General features: G+C 61.7%; 15 protein-coding genes and 1 pseudogene. 5 read left to right on the top strand and 11 right to left on the bottom strand.

The window, feature by feature from the left end; genetic code table 11:
• Positions 1 to 43: 43 nt before the first annotated feature.
• From SBP02_RS05460 to SBP02_RS05475, 4 genes are all read left to right on the top strand, one after another.
• Complete coding sequence (locus SBP02_RS05460) at positions 44 to 349, top strand: hypothetical protein (protein ID WP_318645386.1); 306 nt, start codon at positions 44 to 46, stop codon at positions 347 to 349.
• A gap of 243 nt (positions 350 to 592) precedes the next feature.
• Positions 593 to 1,282 (top strand): ABC transporter permease, encoded by a 690-nt coding sequence (locus SBP02_RS05465; protein WP_318646304.1) that lies wholly within the window; start codon positions 593 to 595, stop codon positions 1,280 to 1,282.
• The gene (locus tag SBP02_RS05470) at positions 1,279 to 1,977 is read left to right on the top strand and encodes an ABC transporter permease (protein WP_318645387.1); all 699 of its coding nucleotides are present in this window, start codon (positions 1,279 to 1,281) and stop codon (positions 1,975 to 1,977) included. Before SBP02_RS05465 ends, SBP02_RS05470 begins: the two co-directional genes overlap by 4 nt.
• Before the next feature lie 125 nt (positions 1,978 to 2,102).
• A complete protein-coding gene (locus SBP02_RS05475; protein ID WP_318645388.1) occupies positions 2,103 to 2,867 on the top strand; it encodes an ABC transporter ATP-binding protein in 765 nt (254 codons plus the stop codon).
• A 501-nt stretch (positions 2,868 to 3,368) separates the two neighbouring features.
• Here the strand turns inward: SBP02_RS05475 and SBP02_RS05480 are convergent.
• The 7 genes and pseudogenes from SBP02_RS05480 to SBP02_RS05510 all read right to left on the bottom strand — a co-directional run bounded on the left by SBP02_RS05480 (position 3,369) and on the right by SBP02_RS05510 (position 10,548).
• Positions 3,369 to 4,349 (bottom strand): annotated as a pseudogene (locus tag SBP02_RS05480) (IS5 family transposase).
• Between the two features lie 146 nt (positions 4,350 to 4,495).
• A complete protein-coding gene (locus SBP02_RS05485) occupies positions 4,496 to 6,637 on the bottom strand; it encodes a hypothetical protein (RefSeq protein WP_318645389.1) in 2,142 nt (713 codons plus the stop codon).
• A 300-nt stretch (positions 6,638 to 6,937) separates the two neighbouring features.
• Positions 6,938 to 7,639, bottom strand: coding sequence for an RES family NAD+ phosphorylase (locus tag SBP02_RS05490; RefSeq protein WP_318645390.1), 702 nt, complete (start codon positions 7,637 to 7,639; stop codon positions 6,938 to 6,940).
• Positions 7,633 to 8,037, bottom strand: a complete 405-nt coding sequence (locus SBP02_RS05495; protein WP_318645391.1) for an antitoxin Xre-like helix-turn-helix domain-containing protein — start codon at positions 8,035 to 8,037, stop codon at positions 7,633 to 7,635. Before SBP02_RS05495 ends, SBP02_RS05490 begins: the two co-directional genes overlap by 7 nt.
• Before the next feature lie 84 nt (positions 8,038 to 8,121).
• Positions 8,122 to 8,400 carry an EexN family lipoprotein gene (locus tag SBP02_RS05500; protein ID WP_318645392.1) on the bottom strand — a complete coding sequence of 93 codons (279 nt, stop codon included), beginning with the start codon at positions 8,398 to 8,400 and terminating at the stop codon, positions 8,122 to 8,124.
• Positions 8,400 to 9,326: a LysR family transcriptional regulator gene (locus SBP02_RS05505; RefSeq protein ID WP_318645393.1), complete on the bottom strand. Its 927-nt coding sequence runs from the start codon at positions 9,324 to 9,326 to the stop codon at positions 8,400 to 8,402. Before SBP02_RS05505 ends, SBP02_RS05500 begins: the two co-directional genes overlap by 1 nt.
• A 22-nt stretch (positions 9,327 to 9,348) precedes the next feature.
• Positions 9,349 to 10,548, bottom strand: a complete 1,200-nt coding sequence (locus tag SBP02_RS05510) for an MFS transporter (protein ID WP_318646305.1) — start codon at positions 10,546 to 10,548, stop codon at positions 9,349 to 9,351.
• Positions 10,549 to 10,702: 154 nt separating this feature from the next.
• Here SBP02_RS05510 and SBP02_RS05515 point away from each other — a divergent pair, with 154 nt between their 5' ends.
• Positions 10,703 to 11,572 (top strand): helix-turn-helix transcriptional regulator, encoded by an 870-nt coding sequence (locus SBP02_RS05515; protein ID WP_318645394.1) that lies wholly within the window; start codon positions 10,703 to 10,705, stop codon positions 11,570 to 11,572.
• Here the strand turns inward: SBP02_RS05515 and SBP02_RS05520 are convergent.
• From SBP02_RS05520 to parA, 4 genes are all read right to left on the bottom strand, one after another.
• On the bottom strand, positions 11,569 to 13,518 hold the full coding sequence (locus SBP02_RS05520) for a relaxase/mobilization nuclease and DUF3363 domain-containing protein (protein WP_318645395.1): 1,950 nt from the start codon (positions 13,516 to 13,518) through the stop codon (positions 11,569 to 11,571). The two genes, SBP02_RS05515 and SBP02_RS05520, sit on opposite strands and share 4 nt — an antisense overlap.
• Positions 13,519 to 13,869: 351 nt before the next feature.
• A complete protein-coding gene (locus tag SBP02_RS05525; RefSeq protein ID WP_318645396.1) occupies positions 13,870 to 14,397 on the bottom strand; it encodes a S26 family signal peptidase in 528 nt (175 codons plus the stop codon).
• The gene (locus tag SBP02_RS05530) at positions 14,394 to 14,636 is read right to left on the bottom strand and encodes a hypothetical protein (RefSeq protein ID WP_318645397.1); all 243 of its coding nucleotides are present in this window, start codon (positions 14,634 to 14,636) and stop codon (positions 14,394 to 14,396) included. Before SBP02_RS05530 ends, SBP02_RS05525 begins: the two co-directional genes overlap by 4 nt.
• Positions 14,633 to 15,271, bottom strand: coding sequence for a ParA family partition ATPase (parA, locus tag SBP02_RS05535; protein ID WP_318645398.1), 639 nt, complete (start codon positions 15,269 to 15,271; stop codon positions 14,633 to 14,635). The genes SBP02_RS05530 and parA overlap by 4 nt, the downstream gene beginning before the upstream one ends.
• Positions 15,272 to 15,391: the final 120 nt, after the last annotated feature.

The raw sequence follows: 15,391 nt of genomic DNA on the forward strand, positions 1-15,391 counted from the left end.
GCTACTCGGTATGGCTGGCGTACTGAGGACGAGGTGGGACCTGATGGACTTTGACGTTCTGGGGAGGGAAAGGACGACCTTCGGGTTCTACACGCTGATCCAACAACACGAGGTGCTCGAGTCGTTGCCTTCGTCGCTGGAGCTGATCCTCCCCATTACCCACCACGCGCTCAGGTGCGGTGGGTACTTCGTATGCTGGATCGAGGACGGCGCCACCATTTGTCTCGAAGCCGTTGCCAATCGACAGTCCTGGCCCCCGGACATCTCCCCGGCTGACGTTTGCTGGGCAAGTCAGAGTACGAAAATGGCCTGGCGCACCAGCAGGCTGAGCAAGGCTGGTGATGAATAGTGTCGCGGCATATGTCCATCGACAGCGAGCACTGAACGCTTCGGCTGAGATGCCGAGATTGGCTATCGCAAGGGTGATGGCGCGAACACCGCGCGTTTTGTTGCTGCCAGCGGATTCACGCCAGGTACTTCGCGTTGGCATCAAAGGCGGTGATTAACCATCTGTAATGCCTGCTTCTCTGAAACAGAAGCGCATTCTCTCTTTATTACGCGCCTAATGGCGCACCGCATGAGGAACCTGATCATGCTCAACGGCTATGGCTCGACAATACTCGAGGGTGCCTGGCTCACACTGTTATTGGCCGTTACTTCCATAGTCCTTGCAGTAATGCTCGGACTGATTGGTGCGGCCTTCCGGCTTTCCCCCGCCAAGTGTCTGGCCCTGATGGGGGAGATCTACGCCACGGTGATTCGCGGCGTTCCCGACCTGGTGCTGATCCTGCTGATCTTCTATGGCGGCCAGCAGATCGTGAACGTCGTGGCGCCCATGGTCGGCTACAAGGACTACATCGACCTGGATCCGTTCTGGTCCGGCGTTTTCACCCTCGGCTTCATCTTCGGTGCGTACCTCTCGGAAACCTTTCGGGGTGCCTTCATGGCGATTCCGAAAGGGCAGGGAGAGGCTGGTCTGGCCTACGGCATGAGCGGGCTCAAGGTGTTCTTTCGCATCTTGGTACCGCAGATGATCCGCTTGGCGATCCCTGGCTTCACCAACAACTGGCTGGTAATGACTAAGGCCACCGCGCTGATCTCGGTGGTTGGCCTCCAGGACATGATGTTCAAGGCCAAGAGCGCAGCGGATGCGACCCGTGAACCCTTCACCTTCTACCTCGCGGTTGCCGCGCTCTACCTCGTGCTGACCAGCGTTTCCCTGCTGGCGCTGCGCTACATGGAGCGTCGTTACTCGGTAGGCATTAAGGCGGCTGAACTATGATTTTCGACTACAACGTGATCTGGCAGAGCCTGCCACTCTACGTCGGTGGCGTGCTGGTGACCCTGAAGCTCCTGGCGTTTTCCCTGGCTCTCGGCCTAGCCGGCGCCGTTCCGCTGGCGCTGATGCGGGTGTCCAGGCAGCCTTGGGTGAACTTCCCGGCCTGGCTCTACACCTACGTGATCCGCGGCACGCCGATGCTGGTGCAGTTGTTCCTGATCTACTACGGCCTGGCCCAGTTCGAGGGGGTACGCGAGAGCGCCATGTGGCCCTACCTGTCCAACGCGACGTTCTGCGCCTGTCTGGCCTTTGCCATCAACACCAGCGCCTATACCGCGGAAATCCTCGCCGGCAGCATCAAGGCCACGCCCTATGGCGAGATCGAGGCAGCCAAGGCCATGGGCATGTCCCGCGTCAAGCTGTATCGCCGCATCCTGCTTCCGTCGGCCCTGCGCCGGGCGCTGCCGCAGTACAGCAACGAAGTCATCATGATGCTGCACACCACCAGCCTGGCGTCCATTGTCACCCTGATCGACATCACCGGCGCCGCGCGCACCGTGAATTCGCAGTACTACCTGCCGTTCGAGGCCTTCATCACCGCCGGCGCGTTCTATCTGTGCCTGACTTTTATTCTAGTGCGCCTGTTCAAGGCCGCCGAGCGTCGCTACCTGGCCTACCTGGTCCCGCGCAAGGCCTGATGCCATCAAGGTATCGACCAGTTAAAGCGTTTTGCTCAATTCATGCAGTGACTGGCCAAGGCGGCCGGCATTGAACCAACTCGTCAGGGATGCCTGTTCAGCGACTGACATCACGAGACCATCCAATGTACAAGCTCGAAATCGATAATCTGCATAAAAGCTATGGCACACACGAAGTTCTCAAGGGCGTGTCCCTGACCGCGAAAGCGGGTGACGTCATCAGCATCATCGGCTCCAGCGGCTCGGGCAAGAGTACCTTCTTGCGCTGTATCAACATGCTGGAGCAGCCCAACGGCGGCAAGATCCTGCTCAATGGCGAAGAGCTCAAGCTCGTGGGCAACAAGGACAGCGGCCTGAAGGCGACCGATCCCAAGCAGCTGCAGCGCATGCGTTCCCGTCTGGCCATGGTGTTCCAGCACTTCAACCTGTGGTCGCACATGAGTGCCCTGGAGAACGTGATCGAGGCGCCGGTGCATGTGCTCGGCGTGCCGAAGAAGGAAGCCATCGAGAAGGCCGAGCACTACCTGGCCAAGGTAGGGGTGGCCCATCGCAAGGAAGCCTACCCGGCGCACATGTCTGGCGGTGAGCAGCAGCGTGTGGCCATTGCTCGTGCCCTAGCCGTGGAGCCCGAGGTGATGCTGTTCGACGAACCCACCTCGGCCTTGGACCCAGAGCTGGTTGGGGAGGTGCTGAAAGTGATGAAGGATCTGGCCGTGGAAGGCCGCACCATGGTCGTAGTCACCCACGAAATGGGCTTCGCCCGCGAGGTATCCAACCAGCTGATCTTCCTGCACAAGGGGCTGGTAGAGGAAAGTGGGTGCCCGAAAGAAGTGTTGGGAAATCCGAGCTCCGGGCGCTTGCAGCAGTTTCTTGCCGGTAGCTTGAAGTAACGTCCGTGGTCCTCACGAATCATTAGGCCATCAAGGTTATACGGTCGAAGCTGACAATTTTCCCGCTCCAGATCATCTCGAAGTGAGCGGCCTGGATTATTGAGGTGACGGAGCGTGGTGTCATAAATGCCCAGCAGACGTTTCCGGGTGAACAAACCAAGCTGTAACGCAGGTCTGGATACGCCGCTGCTTCGTTTAGCCCCCAGTTGATGCGAGTGCTGTACTGGTCGGGGGCATAGATGCAGCTAAAGGGGTCGGAGTGATTTATTTTTATTCACTCCGATCCCTTTTGTTTTCTTCAGCACCGAGAGTCGGTATGTCTCGTTCAAATTCGGCAAGACTAATGTGCTGCTAGGGATGATCTGAAGTAGTCATGTATTTCTGGCCGACTTCAGCCCCCGCCGATTTTGAAAGCGTAGAGTCGATCAAAAACGATCAGATCACCCGCTCATTTCTGTGTTTTTAGCCGCCGCGAGCACCTCGCCGCGGCTATTCCCCACATTACAGGCACACCTCTCCTGGGTTGGCCAGCAACTGTCGGCGCGCCATCCACAGGTTCGACAGGGCGAACAGCGTTACGAGCTGGGCGGTGTTCTTGGCCAGGCCACGGAAGCGCACCTTGGTGTAACCGAACTGGCGCTTGATCACCCGGAACGGATGCTCGACCTTGGCCCGTACCTGCGCCTTGGCCTTTTCGATACACCGTTTCATCCGATACAGCAGGCTGCGTTTGCCGTGCTTTTTGTAAGTACTGCGACGGGCGGCAATCTGCCAGATAACCTGGCGACCTTCATGCTCGGCACGTTTCTCGACGCCGGTGTAACCCGCGTCGGCACACACCACGTTCTCTTGGCCGTGTAGCAGTTTGTCCACCTGCGTGACGTCCGCGACATTGGCCGCTGTGACCACCACGCTGTGCACCAAGCCTGATTCATCGTCAGCGCCAATGTGCGCTTTGGCGCCGAAGTAGTACTGGTTGCCCTTCTTCGTCTGGTGCATTTCCGGGTCGCGCTTACCATCTTTGTTCTTGGTCGAACTCGGCGCATGAATCAGCGTGGCATCAACAATAGTGCCCTGGCGCAGCGACAGGCCCCGGTCACCCAGGTAGCCATTGATCACGGCCAGAATCCCTGCCGCCAACTCATGCCTCTCCAGCAGGCGACGGAAGTTGAGGATGGTGGTCTCGTCGGGAATGCGCACCAGGCTCAGCTCGGCAAACTGGCGCAGGATGGTGGTCTCGTACAGCGCCTCCTCCATCGCTGGATCGCTGTAGCCGAACCAGTTCTGCATCAGATGCACCCGCAGCATCGCCATCAGCGGATAGGCCGGACGACCGCCTTCACCCTTCGGCTAGTGTGGCTCGATCAGAGCAATCAGGCCCTTCCACGGCACCACCCGATCCATCTCGATCAGGAACAACTCTTTGCGGGTCTGCTTGCGCTTGCCGGCGTACTCGGCATCGGCGAAGGTCATTTGCTTCATCGGAAAACTCAGCGGGTTGAATCCGGGCATTTTGCCAAAATCAGGAAGTCTTCTTCAGACCATCCCTAGAAGGCGTGAGATGATCGTATGAGTGAGCCGGACGGATGGCCGGACTCACTTTTCCCTGTAACCTAGTTGCGAGTTGATTAAGAGTCTTCCTCTTGAAAATCTAATTTAAGGTTGAGCTTGCCTTGATAAACACCAATCCTTTTCTTAGCCCGCTCAATGACGTCCTTGAAGTGCAAAATTTCGAAGTAGGTTTCGCCTAGCTTGACCCCGCTTTCAGGGTCGTTCAGCGCACTCGATAGGAACCATCCGTTGCCCATGGGAAATTTAGTCCAGCTACCGCCCACCCGAAGTGTATTGACACTGTCGCCTATTAGGTATCCATAGAATTTCTTTAACTTTCCACCTGACTTTGCGTTCAGCAGATAGGCGTATTCCTGAAGATCACCGATATGTTCGTCCATCTGCACGCCGGGCGCTTTAAACTCTACGATGATAGCTGATCCTTCCTTGCTGAAAATAGCAATATCAGGACGCTTTCCACCATTTTCATCGGCACGCTTCAAAAGTATGTTCTGAATTTCTTGATCAACGTCCTCTGAAAATATTTTGCTACCGTCATCCCAAGTGAGTTTTGAGAGTGGAAGGTCTGAAGCGATATAATCATAATAATGATACTCCTCGCTCAGAAGCCAGATATCGTGGTCGGAAACCTCTGAGCTATCCTTTCGCATTGGGAAGAATATGCTGTGAATTATTCTTTCGTCCTTACGTCGCGCATCGCTATCGACATTCTGCATCACCAAGTTTTTGCCGCACGCCAAGTCAAGTATCTGGACTATCGCGGCGCGGCGAACGATGAGCTGGGATAAATTCGCCATATCAATATTTTTGAGCGAGGCGGTGTATTTCCACGACAACTCGTTGATCTTTTCCCTAAAGTCGTCGGAATCAGGCTCAGATCTGGTGATCTCATCTTTGAGACTCATGATCTCCGCGGTCTCATCAATGACTCGCTCTTGATATTTCTTTAAGACGCGCTCGGCAACGGCCAGAGGCGTATCGCCATAGACGATGCGTGTTGATGTATCTCTCAGCATGTCCTCGCTAATCCCAAAATGATTTGAAACTACTTTGAGGACAGTCTCTTTTTTCCAATCTGCAGGAACGACCATTTCCTGGATCACTGGATCTATAGCGTCGTAGATGGCGGCGTATGAAATGCCATCTGGCGAAAACATGTCGCCCGGCATAAATTCCGAGGCGATGCATTCAAAGTCATCTCGCTGCTCATTTACGCGCAGGTCAAGATAATCGCTTTCTATCAGGATAATATGGTGATAGTCGCCTACTGGATTATTCTGCTCAGTTTTGGAGCGCAGGTATCTCGATGTAATATCTTTGACCGGGGAGGATTTGGCGCACAGCGCAATAGAGTTCTTAGGAAGATCGTACAGCTTGGCATCGAGCTTGTAGTGGGAGATCTTAAAATTTTGAGGATCCGCCACGCGCTCCCCGGTTGCGGGATTGTACTCTTCGGCTGTTACTGTCTCTACAGTCGTTACATTTGGTAGGTCGGAGCGCTTCAGCGTGGAGTTTTGAGCATCTTTCTTCCAATGCTGGCTACTGAAGTTGATTTCAAATTCACCTAGACTGCTGTCAAGGCCGATCAGCCGCTGAAGGAATGTTAAAAGAACATTTTTCTTCAAGGCAGAGGCTGAGAAGAGAGAGCTTAATTCATCGCCACGCATTACCCTGGCGTGCACAAATGGTTTAAGTTGCTTCAGTGTGATACGTGTCCCGGTTCGCCCTCTGTTAGCTGGGGTCGAGCTGAAATTTTCGGCCTCAATTTGCTTCTGAGGTTCCAAATAGTGAAGTTTTCGCTCGGTGAACGAACTCTCATCTGGGTAGGTACTCTCAAGCAATAGCTCTGAGAAATGATGGAAAAATTGAATCCGGCCAGCACCTTTACACTGGCCAATTCCTGAAATTGAGAGATCATCTTTGTAGGATGTGTCTTTCGTTAGGAAGGCCTTAAGCTGTTCATCTCCCAAGCCGCAGCCATTATCCTGGCAGGAAACGATCATGTCTTCCTGATTCTCATCAAGCCCGGCAGGAACGAAGGTTACCTCAACTTCGACATGCATGTCGGGGGCGTGCGGATCACTAGCTTTCCGAATTAGATACGAGTCTATTGCGTTCGAAAGAAGCTCTTCAAATACGACATACGGATTGGTGCTGAGCTTGGTGTTCTTTATGCTTCCCCGGATGTCAAGCGTCATAATGTTCTCGCTATTGACTGTCTTACGGCTAGCGCCAGTGGCAGATGACACTTCAAAACTTGCCGTATAGGTATATCCATTTTCCGGCAGTATGCCAGTTCTCGACTAGTTATAGCAGCTAGCAGTGTGCATCATTCGAGCGGCAGAGGTATTGCCGACACTGAACAATCGGGGACAGACTACGATATTGATGTTGCTGACCGTCCACTTCTGGCCGCTTTCTGCCGGTTGTGGTTTCGATCGGCAAGTCGCGATCAAACGCGACCGCCGGCTGATCGAGCTCACCCTTGGCATCGGGAACTATTCGGCCATCAGCGTGGCAATCCGGTTGACGCTGACAATCCGCCCGCTCCAGATCATCTCGAAATGAGCTGCCTGAATGATCGAGGTCACAGACCTCGGGGTCATCAGCGCCCAACAGACGTTGCCCGGTGACCGGACCGAGTTGTAGCGCAGGCCCGGGCATTCCGCGCGCTTGGTTTCGTTTCCCAGTTGATGCGAGTGTGTGTAGTCGTCAGGGGCGTAGATGGGATCTGTCAGCGGCACTAGGGTCGCGTCCCGCATCCCGGCATCGTTGAAGCTACAGGTCAGCCCCCGGAAGACGAAGCGCTCGTAATTGAGCTCTGGCACCTTCGACCAATAGCGCTCCTGGTGATGGCGCACCTCGGCAATCGCGGTGTCCATCCTGTCGGCCAGGTAGAGCACGCCGAAGCTGCCATTGCTGAAGCGCGAGCCCGCCGGGTTCACATGGGTGAAGGGCGCGGTGGCGTAGGAGCATCCGGGAATACCGAACGGGATCTGCTCGCGGGGAACCAGTTCCAGGCGACCAAGCTCGTTCTGCAACCTGGGGTTGGTCAGTGCCTGAAGCTGGTAGAGCACCTCGAAGTCCGCGGCGTCGGCCACGTCATCGAACAGGGCGATGGGCGGGAACTTGGAGTTGACCAGGCGGTAGGCCTGCAGGCTGTCGCCCTCCAGGGCGGCGAGGCTGCCGAGCCTTACCACTGGGCACCGCGCAGGGTATCGATGCGCCGGAACGTCTCGTACAGCGAGATCATGTCGCCCTGGGCCATGACTTCCAGCGGGGCGCGCCCGTTGAAGAACTCGTTGCGGTTTTCCATCGCGGGAAAGCCGTAGACGTTCTCCGGGTTGTCGAACACCAGGCGTAGTGCCGCGTGGATGTTCAGCACGAAGCTGATGCGTTGCATCTGATCGGGGTCCAGGCTGACCGACCACGCCGAGTCCTGTTGTTTGGCGCGGGTGTAGGTGCTGCGCGAGATGCGCAAGATGCGGCAGGCCTGCTCGCAGGACGCCTTCCATTTGTCCAAGATGTTCAGCGCCGCACGCAGGCCCGCCACGCATTGGCTTTTCGAGAAGCTCTGGGCTTGGCTGGCGGTTGTCATGGCAGGTGCCTCAATTTTGATCTGTAGAGTCAAATCTAGCATATCTGCGTCTATGGATCAAAAGGTGGGTGCTTCACGGTTGCCTCAGCGAGGCCCGCCTCCAGTGTCAGGGAGGGGACTTGAGAAGATCTTGACGGGGTAGGGGGTGTAGGGCGTGCCCTTGCCCATAAAGCGTATGCGTTGGGCGTCGCCCACTGCATTGCATTGGGCTTCGCCCAGCTTGGATCGGTCCGCCCGGCACTGCAGACGCAGCTCCTCGAGCCGCTTGGGGTTCTCGGCGAGAAACTCGGCCGACTCGAACGGCATAGGCTTTTCGCACGCGCTCAACAGCAGCGCGCTCAGTAGCAACGAAATCTTGTTCATCAAGCGATCTCCTCGAGTGATGTTTGTGCGGGCAGCAATGCTGGTTCCTGGGCCGGGTTCAGCCGCCCGATAAACCGAGCCAGTTGCCCGGACGGTTCGCCCTCGCGCCGCACCAGGTAGGTGGTCAGCACCGCCGGGCAGCCGGCCAGCGGCCGGGCCACCACGTCGGGGTTGTTGAGCCCGGTGATCTTGGCCAGGCTGGAAAAGCCCAGTCCGTAGCCGGCCGCCACCAGCGCCATCATCAGGTCCAGGGTCGGTACGCGATCGGCGATGGTCAGCCGGGTATTCACGCTGCCCAGCACGCGCTGCAGTTGTTGCCAGAAGCCTTCGCAGACCTGGGGATCGCAGAGCACCAGCGGGTAACGCACCACCTCCTCGAGCGGCACGTGGCGGTGGCTCAGCAGGGGATGGCGGGCCGGTACCGCCACCACCAGCGGATCGAACCAGACCGGCTCGGCCACCAGGCCGTCGCCGACTTCGGCGGATTGGGCCAGGCCGATGTCGAACAGGTCGTCGTTCAGCCCTCTGACCAGCTCGCCGAAGATGACCTCCGCCAGGCAGATCTCCACCTCCGGCTCTTCCTCGCGGCACTGGGCGAGCAGGGTGGCCAGGCGTGCCTGGGGGATGCCGTCGGACAGCCCGACGCGGATGCGTCCGCGGTAGCCGGCCGCAGCACTCTTGACGCTGGCCTTGGCCTGGTCGACCACGGCCATGATCCGGCGCGCTTCCTCCAGCAGCACCTGGCCGGCCCAGGTCAGGCGGGTGCGCCGCGTGGTGCGCTCGAACAGTTGCACGCCCAGGCGGTACTCCAGCTCCTTGATGATCCGCGAGAGCGGCGACTGTTCGATGTGCAGGCGCGCGGCCGCCCGGGCGAAGTGCAGCTCTTCGGCGACGGCGATGAAACAGCGAAGATGGCGCAACTCCATGCTCACACCTCCTGGCGATGCATCAGCTATAGGGTTCGGCCTGCACGTCGCCGTTCCAGCGCGGCTGGCGACGCAGGTTGACGATCTGCAGCAGGGCGCCCAGGGCGGCTACGCCACCGGCGCTGGCGGCCAGGGTCCAGGTGGGCAGCTGCAACAGCAGCACGAAGCCACCGGCCGCGGCGCCGATGGCGCTGCCCAGATACAGCGCCGACTCGTTCAGGGCGATGGCCAGGTTGCCGTCGCCCTGGGCCTGGCGCGCCAGGATCAGCTCGTTGTTCTGCGGCACCTGCAGCGCCCAGCCGACCGCGCCCCAGACGGCGATGGGCAGCATCACCAGCCAGGTGCTGAGGGCTGCGGCCAGCGGCAGCACGAGCAGCGCCACGGCGAGGATCAGCATGATGGCGAAGGTCAGCACCGGGCCCTTGATGCGGTCCACCAGCGGGCCGATCAGGAAGCTGCCCAGCACGCCGCCGATGCCCCAGACCCACAGGTAGGGGGTGACCGAGCGCACCGCGCCGTAGGCCGGGTCGGCCAGCAGCGGGGCGATAAAGGTGTACATGCCGAGGCTGGCGATGGCGGCCAGCAGGGACACCAGCAGGATCACCAGCACATGGCCGTCCCCGAGGATCGCCAGCTTCTGGCCCAGGGTGCTGGCGGTGGCAGCCGGCAGGGTCGGAAGCTTCAGCAACAGGCCGAAGAAGGCCAATAACCCGAGCCCGGTGACCAGCCACAAGGCGGCCTGCCAGCCCAGTTGTTCGGCGATCAGCAGGCTGAGCGGCACGCCGAGCACCACGCCGCTGGCCATGCCACCCATGATGATGGCGATGGCCTGGCCGCGCCTCTCCGGGGTGGACACGGCCGCCGAGGCACCGATGCCCATGGCCAGGTAGACGCCGGCGCCGATGCCGGCGATGGCGCGCCAGACCATCAGCGCGGTTAAGCTCTCCGCCAGCGCACTGGCGGCGTTGGCGATGACGAACAGGCCCAGGGCCAGCAACAAGCCGGCGCGCTGACGATGGGCCGGGGTCAGGGCAACGAAGATCGGTGAACCCAGGCCGTAGGCCAAGGTGAAGGCGGTGACCAGCTGTGCGGCCACCGCGACGGAGACCGCGAATGAGGCTTCGATCATCGGGATCAACCCGGCGGTGACGTAGGAGGCCATACCGAGGGCGAAGGCCCCCAGCGCTATCAGGTAGATGGGGGATTGCTTGGGTGTGTGCATGTTCATGCTCGCTTGCGCTCCAGGGTGGCGCGTGGGTGGAACAGCTGAAGGCTGTAGCGTCTGGTACAAGTCTTTGCGGCTGTGGAGGGCTATTCTTCTCGGGATTTATAAGGGTTACAATTTGACTGTTTATACTGTTACTGGAGGTAGTCGGATGAGCGCGCCCCGCACCCTAGAACGTACCCGGGCGGAACTGGCCGAGTTCCTGCGCAGTCGCCGCGAACGCATCTCGCCGGAGGAGGTGGGATTGCCGGCGGGCAGTCGGCGGCGTACGCCGGGGCTGCGTCGCGAGGAAGTGGCGGCCTTGGCCGGGGTGGGCTTGTCCTGGTACACCTGGCTCGAACAGGGGCGGGACATCAGCGTCTCCGCGACCTTCCTCGATAACCTCTCGCGCACGCTCAAGCTCGACGCCACCGAGCGCCGTCACCTGTTCCTCTTGGCCCACCAGCGCCTGCCGCCGGAGCCGGGGCGCACCTGGTGCGTGGTGCCGCCGCTGATCCACCGCCTGATGGGCGACCTGCCGACGCGCCCGGCTTACGTGCTCAATCTGCGTTGGGACGTGCTGGCCTGGAATGGCGCGGCGGACCGGGTGTTCGGCTTCGCTGCGCAGCCGATGGAGCGGCGCAACCTGCTGTGGCTGCTGTTCACCAGCCCGGCCATGCGCGAGTTGTTCGAGCCCTGGGAGGAGCAGGCGCTGCAGATCCTTTCCAGCTTCCGTCGCGACTTCGTCCGTGCCACCCAGGACCCGGACATCACGGCCCTGGTGAAGGACCTGGAAAAGGCCTCGCCCGACTTCAAGGCCTGGTGGCGCCAGCAGGACATCCATGGCCCCTGCCAGGGCGTCCGCCACCTGCACATCGGGGATGTCGGCCCCGTCGACTTCGAACACACCACCCTGACCATCGATGAGGACCGCCACCTACGCCTGGTGTACTACGCGGCGAAGGAGGGCAGGCCGCAGAGCCGCGTCTTCGAGCAGTGGCTGCAGCAGGCGCCCGAGCCGGCTGGAGTACCGGCCGCTTAACCAATCGACGGGCCGCGCTGGCGGCCCAATTGCCAGGACACGCCGTTGCCCTGCACCACGGCAGACAGGCTTTGGCCGAGCTTCTGTTCGATCACCGGCTTCCAGGGCACCAGGCTGAAGCCGATGCCATCGTCGAGCAGGGCGAAGCGCCCGCTGGCCAGTTGCAGGCTGCGCCGGTAGACCCCGCTGACCCGCTCGCCTTCGACCGCCGGTCGGTACTGCATCCCTGTCTGCGCCGTGATCTCGCGCGCCGCCGCCGTCAGCTCGCGACCACGCAGGGTGGCCAGCAGGTTACGGGCGAGCACGACGCGTTGGCCCTGGCGCTGGGCCAGGCCCTGTTCCACCAGAAAGTCCGTACGCTGCCGCAAGGTCTCGCGCGCCTCCAGGCCGAAGCCCCGGTTGGCCAGCTCGCGGCTGCCACCGAGCAACTGCTGGTCCAGCCAGGTTGCACCGATGGCCCTGACCTGCCGCTCGATGGGCAGCGGCGTGCGCAGCTCCACGGCGACCTCACCAAGGCGGCGGGCGTCATGCCGCAGTCCCTGCTCCGGCAGGTCGGCCGGCACACACCAGACACCCTCGGCCACCCGCTCGACGATGCCGGCCCGGCGCAGGGCCTCCAGGCGCCGTACATGGCGCTCGACCAGCGCCGCGGGATCAGGTCCGTCGGCTGCCTGCGACCGGGACTGAGCCAGGTGCTGATCGCTGCGATAGAGGCCGTCTACGGCCAGCTCGGCAATCGAGCGGTCCACCGCGCGCGGTTCGCTCAGTGTTCGCGCCTCCACCACGGCGCCGATGGGGTAGTCGGCCAGTTCCGTGCGAGCCGGCAGGGTCAGGTAGTGGGCCTTGCCATCGAGGCCATCGACCACCAGGTAGCCACGGTCGTGCAGTTCATCGGCGAGCCCCTTGGCCACCACCCGGCCGCTCACCGCAGGGCTGCCGTTACCGGAGTCGAATACCGCCAGTTCCCGCTGCGTACCGCCCATGGCGCGCTGTAGCGTGCGCACGATATCGCCGCGCTCGCCCAGGGCTCGCAGGGTCGCCTCGGCCTCGTCGCGCATCAGCCATTGCCCAGGCCGAACTTCATGGGCCAGATCCAGGCGCTGCAGGTGCTGCAGGCGGCCGATCAGCAGTTGCCGGCGCGGATGGTCGGCGAGGCGCTTCAGGCTCAGCACGCCGGCCTGGCGCTCGCGCAGCAGGGTGCGATCCAGGCTGGTAAAGCGCTGCTGCTCCACCTCGCGCTGAAGGCTCTGCTGGATCTCCAGTTCGGTACGCGGGCCGAGCCATTCGGTGGCCAGTTCGGCGGCGCGGTTGCGCATGCCCTCGGCGATGTAGTCGCGGGCGATCACCAGGTCCTTACCGGTGTCGTCCTTGCCACGCAGGACGATATGGGTGTGCGGGTTGTCGGTGTTCCAGTGGTCGACCGCCATCCAGTCGAGGCGCGTGCCCAGATCCTGTTCCATGCGGCTCATCAGGTGGCGGGTGTAGGGGCGCAGGTCGTCGAGCTGCTCGGCGTCTTCGGGCGAGACGATGAAGCGGAACTGGTGGCGGTCCTCGCGGCCGCGCTCCTCGAAGGCTTCCACATTGGCGTGGTCGGTCTGCGGGCCGTAGGCCTCGCCCGGATCTCCCTCGCGACTGACGCCATCGCGCTCGATGTAGCGCAGGTGGCTCAGGGTCGAACGCTTGCCCGCCTGGCGTAGGTTCACCAGGCGCGTCTTGATGGTGACGCGGCGGGCGTTGGGTGGCAGTTGCTGTGCACTGAAGCGGGCGGCGACATGCCCGCGGCCGAGGCGGGCGCCTGGCTGCTGGCCGGCCTTGCGCGCCTTGCCGGTGCCGGCCTTGTTGGCCTGGCGCAGCGCCTGGTTGATGTAGCTCTGGCCGCGTTGCTTCGGCGCTCCCGGCCGGGGGAGGAAGCCTTGTTCGTCGTTATGTTGGCGTTCCTTGCTCATGCTGATGACTCCTCCAAGTTGATCGCAGTGCGGCGTGCCAGGCACGCTCGTAGGCCAGTGCTGATGCGGGGTGGACACAACCGCGACACCTGGTGAACTTGATGCGGTGCTGCCTCCACCCCCCGTGCAGACTGCTTTCCAGGGCTAGCGAAGTGCCGCCCCCTTTTATCTTGCCCTCCGCTTTTTCCGTGCCTTTGCGCTGCTGGGCTAAGTAATCAACTGGGTAGGAACGCGCAGCTCCTTGGTCCCGGGCCGGGAGGTGAGGGCGAGGCTGCGGGCAACGTGGCGGCCCGCGACCGCGTCTGCCGAGCAAACGGGCTCGACAGGCGGGTCGACACGGAAACGTCCAGCTCATCGACGCGACTCCAGCCACAAGGGCTGCGCCCGACCGATCACCGCGTCGGCGGATATCGGGCCGAAGTAGCGGCTGTCGAACGACGCCAGATTGCTGCTGCTGAGCAGGAACAGCTCATCGCTAACCAGGCGCCGACAGGCCTGCCAGGCTGGTAGCGCGCGACCCTGTAGATCCCACTTCAAGCGCCTGGCAACAAGTTCACCATTGATACGCACCTGGCTGGCCTGCACGCATACCCGCTGCGGCGCCATTGCCGCCACGGTCTTCAGCAACGGCACGTTCGCCGGCAGGTAGCCACGCTGCGCTGCCAGCGACCTTACGTCTGGTGGCAGGCGAACCAGTACTAGATCGCCCGGCGCCAACGAGTCGGCCGGCGAAATGCGATACCAGCCGACGGGCACGCTGTCGGACGCGTTGTAGGCCAGCCGCGGTGGCGACGTTGTGAACGCTGCCCAGCCCAGGGCAATCAGGCTGCCGACGAGCAGCGCCAGTGGCCACCGCGCGCCGCGAGCACCCAAGGTCATGACGTAGCCTCCGGAAATTGCCGCTCCAGCACTTCGCGCAGTATCTCCGCCATGGTCACGCCACGCTCGAAGGCCGCCAGCTTGATGCGCGTGCGCAGCGCCGGCGTCACGTCCAGCGTCAACCGTGCGCTGTAGCGCTCGACCTTGCCGCTGTCGACGGTGGCGCCCTGGCGTATCCAGGCTTCGGCCTGCGAATCGGCCAGCGGGCGTGCACCGATACCGATGCGCTTGCCGCTCATGGTGACCACCTCAGCAACTCGTCGACCAGGCTGCTGACCTCGCGCGCGGCGGCGCTGTCCGGCGCCAGTTCACGCGCCAGGCGACCGGATGCCACGCTCTCGGCAAAGACGATGCGCTGGCGTACCTCGGCGTGTAGCGCCGGCAGCGGTTGCTCGGCCAAGGCGCCGCGCGCTTCGCGGCCGATCACCGTGGTGCTGACGCGACGGTTGATGGCAAACGCCGCGCGCAGCGAGGGCCTGAACAGCTGCGCCTCGCGGATCAGGTTGACCATCTCTGCGCTGGCCCACAGGTCGTAGGGGCTGGGCTGCACCGGGATCAGCACGCGCTCGGCAGCCAGCAACGCCGAACGGGCGAGGGCGGCGATGCGCGGTGGCCCGTCGATGATCAGGTGGTCGGCACGGCGGGCTAGCTCCGGCGCCTCCTGGTGCAGCGTCTCGCGCGCCAGGCCGACGGCGCTGAACAGCCTGGGCAAGCCCTGCTGGCTGCGCCGCTGCGTCCAGTCCAGCGCCGAGCCCTGCGGGTCGGCATCGAGCAGGATGACGCTGTGGCCGCGCAGGGCCAGTTCGCCGGCGATGTGGGTGGCCAGGGTGGTCTTGCCGACCCCGCCTTTCTGGTTGAGCAGGGCGAGGATCATGGCCGTTTCTCCCCGGCCAAACCGCCCCAATCAGCACCTGTCCACAACTGGGCGCTGCCCCAATAACAAGTTAGAGCTTTTAAGTTAGTTAAGTTAAGGGAGGCTGAAAGCCGCGCCAGC

The sequence above is a fragment of the Pseudomonas benzenivorans genome (assembly GCF_033547155.1).
Lineage (GTDB): Bacteria > Pseudomonadota > Gammaproteobacteria > Pseudomonadales > Pseudomonadaceae > Aquipseudomonas > Aquipseudomonas benzenivorans_B.

Coding starts and splice junctions, on each gene's coding strand:
- SBP02_RS05515 (WP_318645394.1), top strand. CDS start 10,703: ATGAGCGCGCCCCGCACCCTAGAACGTACCCGGGCGGAACTGGCCGAG.
- SBP02_RS05470 (WP_318645387.1), top strand. CDS start 1,279: ATGATTTTCGACTACAACGTGATCTGGCAGAGCCTGCCACTCTACGTC.
- SBP02_RS05510 (WP_318646305.1), bottom strand. CDS start 10,548: ATGCACACACCCAAGCAATCCCCCATCTACCTGATAGCGCTGGGGGCC.
- SBP02_RS05460 (WP_318645386.1), top strand. CDS start 44: ATGGACTTTGACGTTCTGGGGAGGGAAAGGACGACCTTCGGGTTCTAC.
- SBP02_RS05525 (WP_318645396.1), bottom strand. CDS start 14,397: ATGACCTTGGGTGCTCGCGGCGCGCGGTGGCCACTGGCGCTGCTCGTC.
- SBP02_RS05465 (WP_318646304.1), top strand. CDS start 593: ATGCTCAACGGCTATGGCTCGACAATACTCGAGGGTGCCTGGCTCACA.
- SBP02_RS05475 (WP_318645388.1), top strand. CDS start 2,103: ATGTACAAGCTCGAAATCGATAATCTGCATAAAAGCTATGGCACACAC.
- SBP02_RS05485 (WP_318645389.1), bottom strand. CDS start 6,637: ATGACGCTTGACATCCGGGGAAGCATAAAGAACACCAAGCTCAGCACC.
- SBP02_RS05500 (WP_318645392.1), bottom strand. CDS start 8,400: ATGAACAAGATTTCGTTGCTACTGAGCGCGCTGCTGTTGAGCGCGTGC.
- SBP02_RS05520 (WP_318645395.1), bottom strand. CDS start 13,518: ATGAGCAAGGAACGCCAACATAACGACGAACAAGGCTTCCTCCCCCGG.
- SBP02_RS05495 (WP_318645391.1), bottom strand. CDS start 8,037: ATGACAACCGCCAGCCAAGCCCAGAGCTTCTCGAAAAGCCAATGCGTG.
- SBP02_RS05505 (WP_318645393.1), bottom strand. CDS start 9,326: ATGGAGTTGCGCCATCTTCGCTGTTTCATCGCCGTCGCCGAAGAGCTG.
- parA (WP_318645398.1), bottom strand. CDS start 15,271: ATGATCCTCGCCCTGCTCAACCAGAAAGGCGGGGTCGGCAAGACCACC.
- SBP02_RS05530 (WP_318645397.1), bottom strand. CDS start 14,636: ATGAGCGGCAAGCGCATCGGTATCGGTGCACGCCCGCTGGCCGATTCG.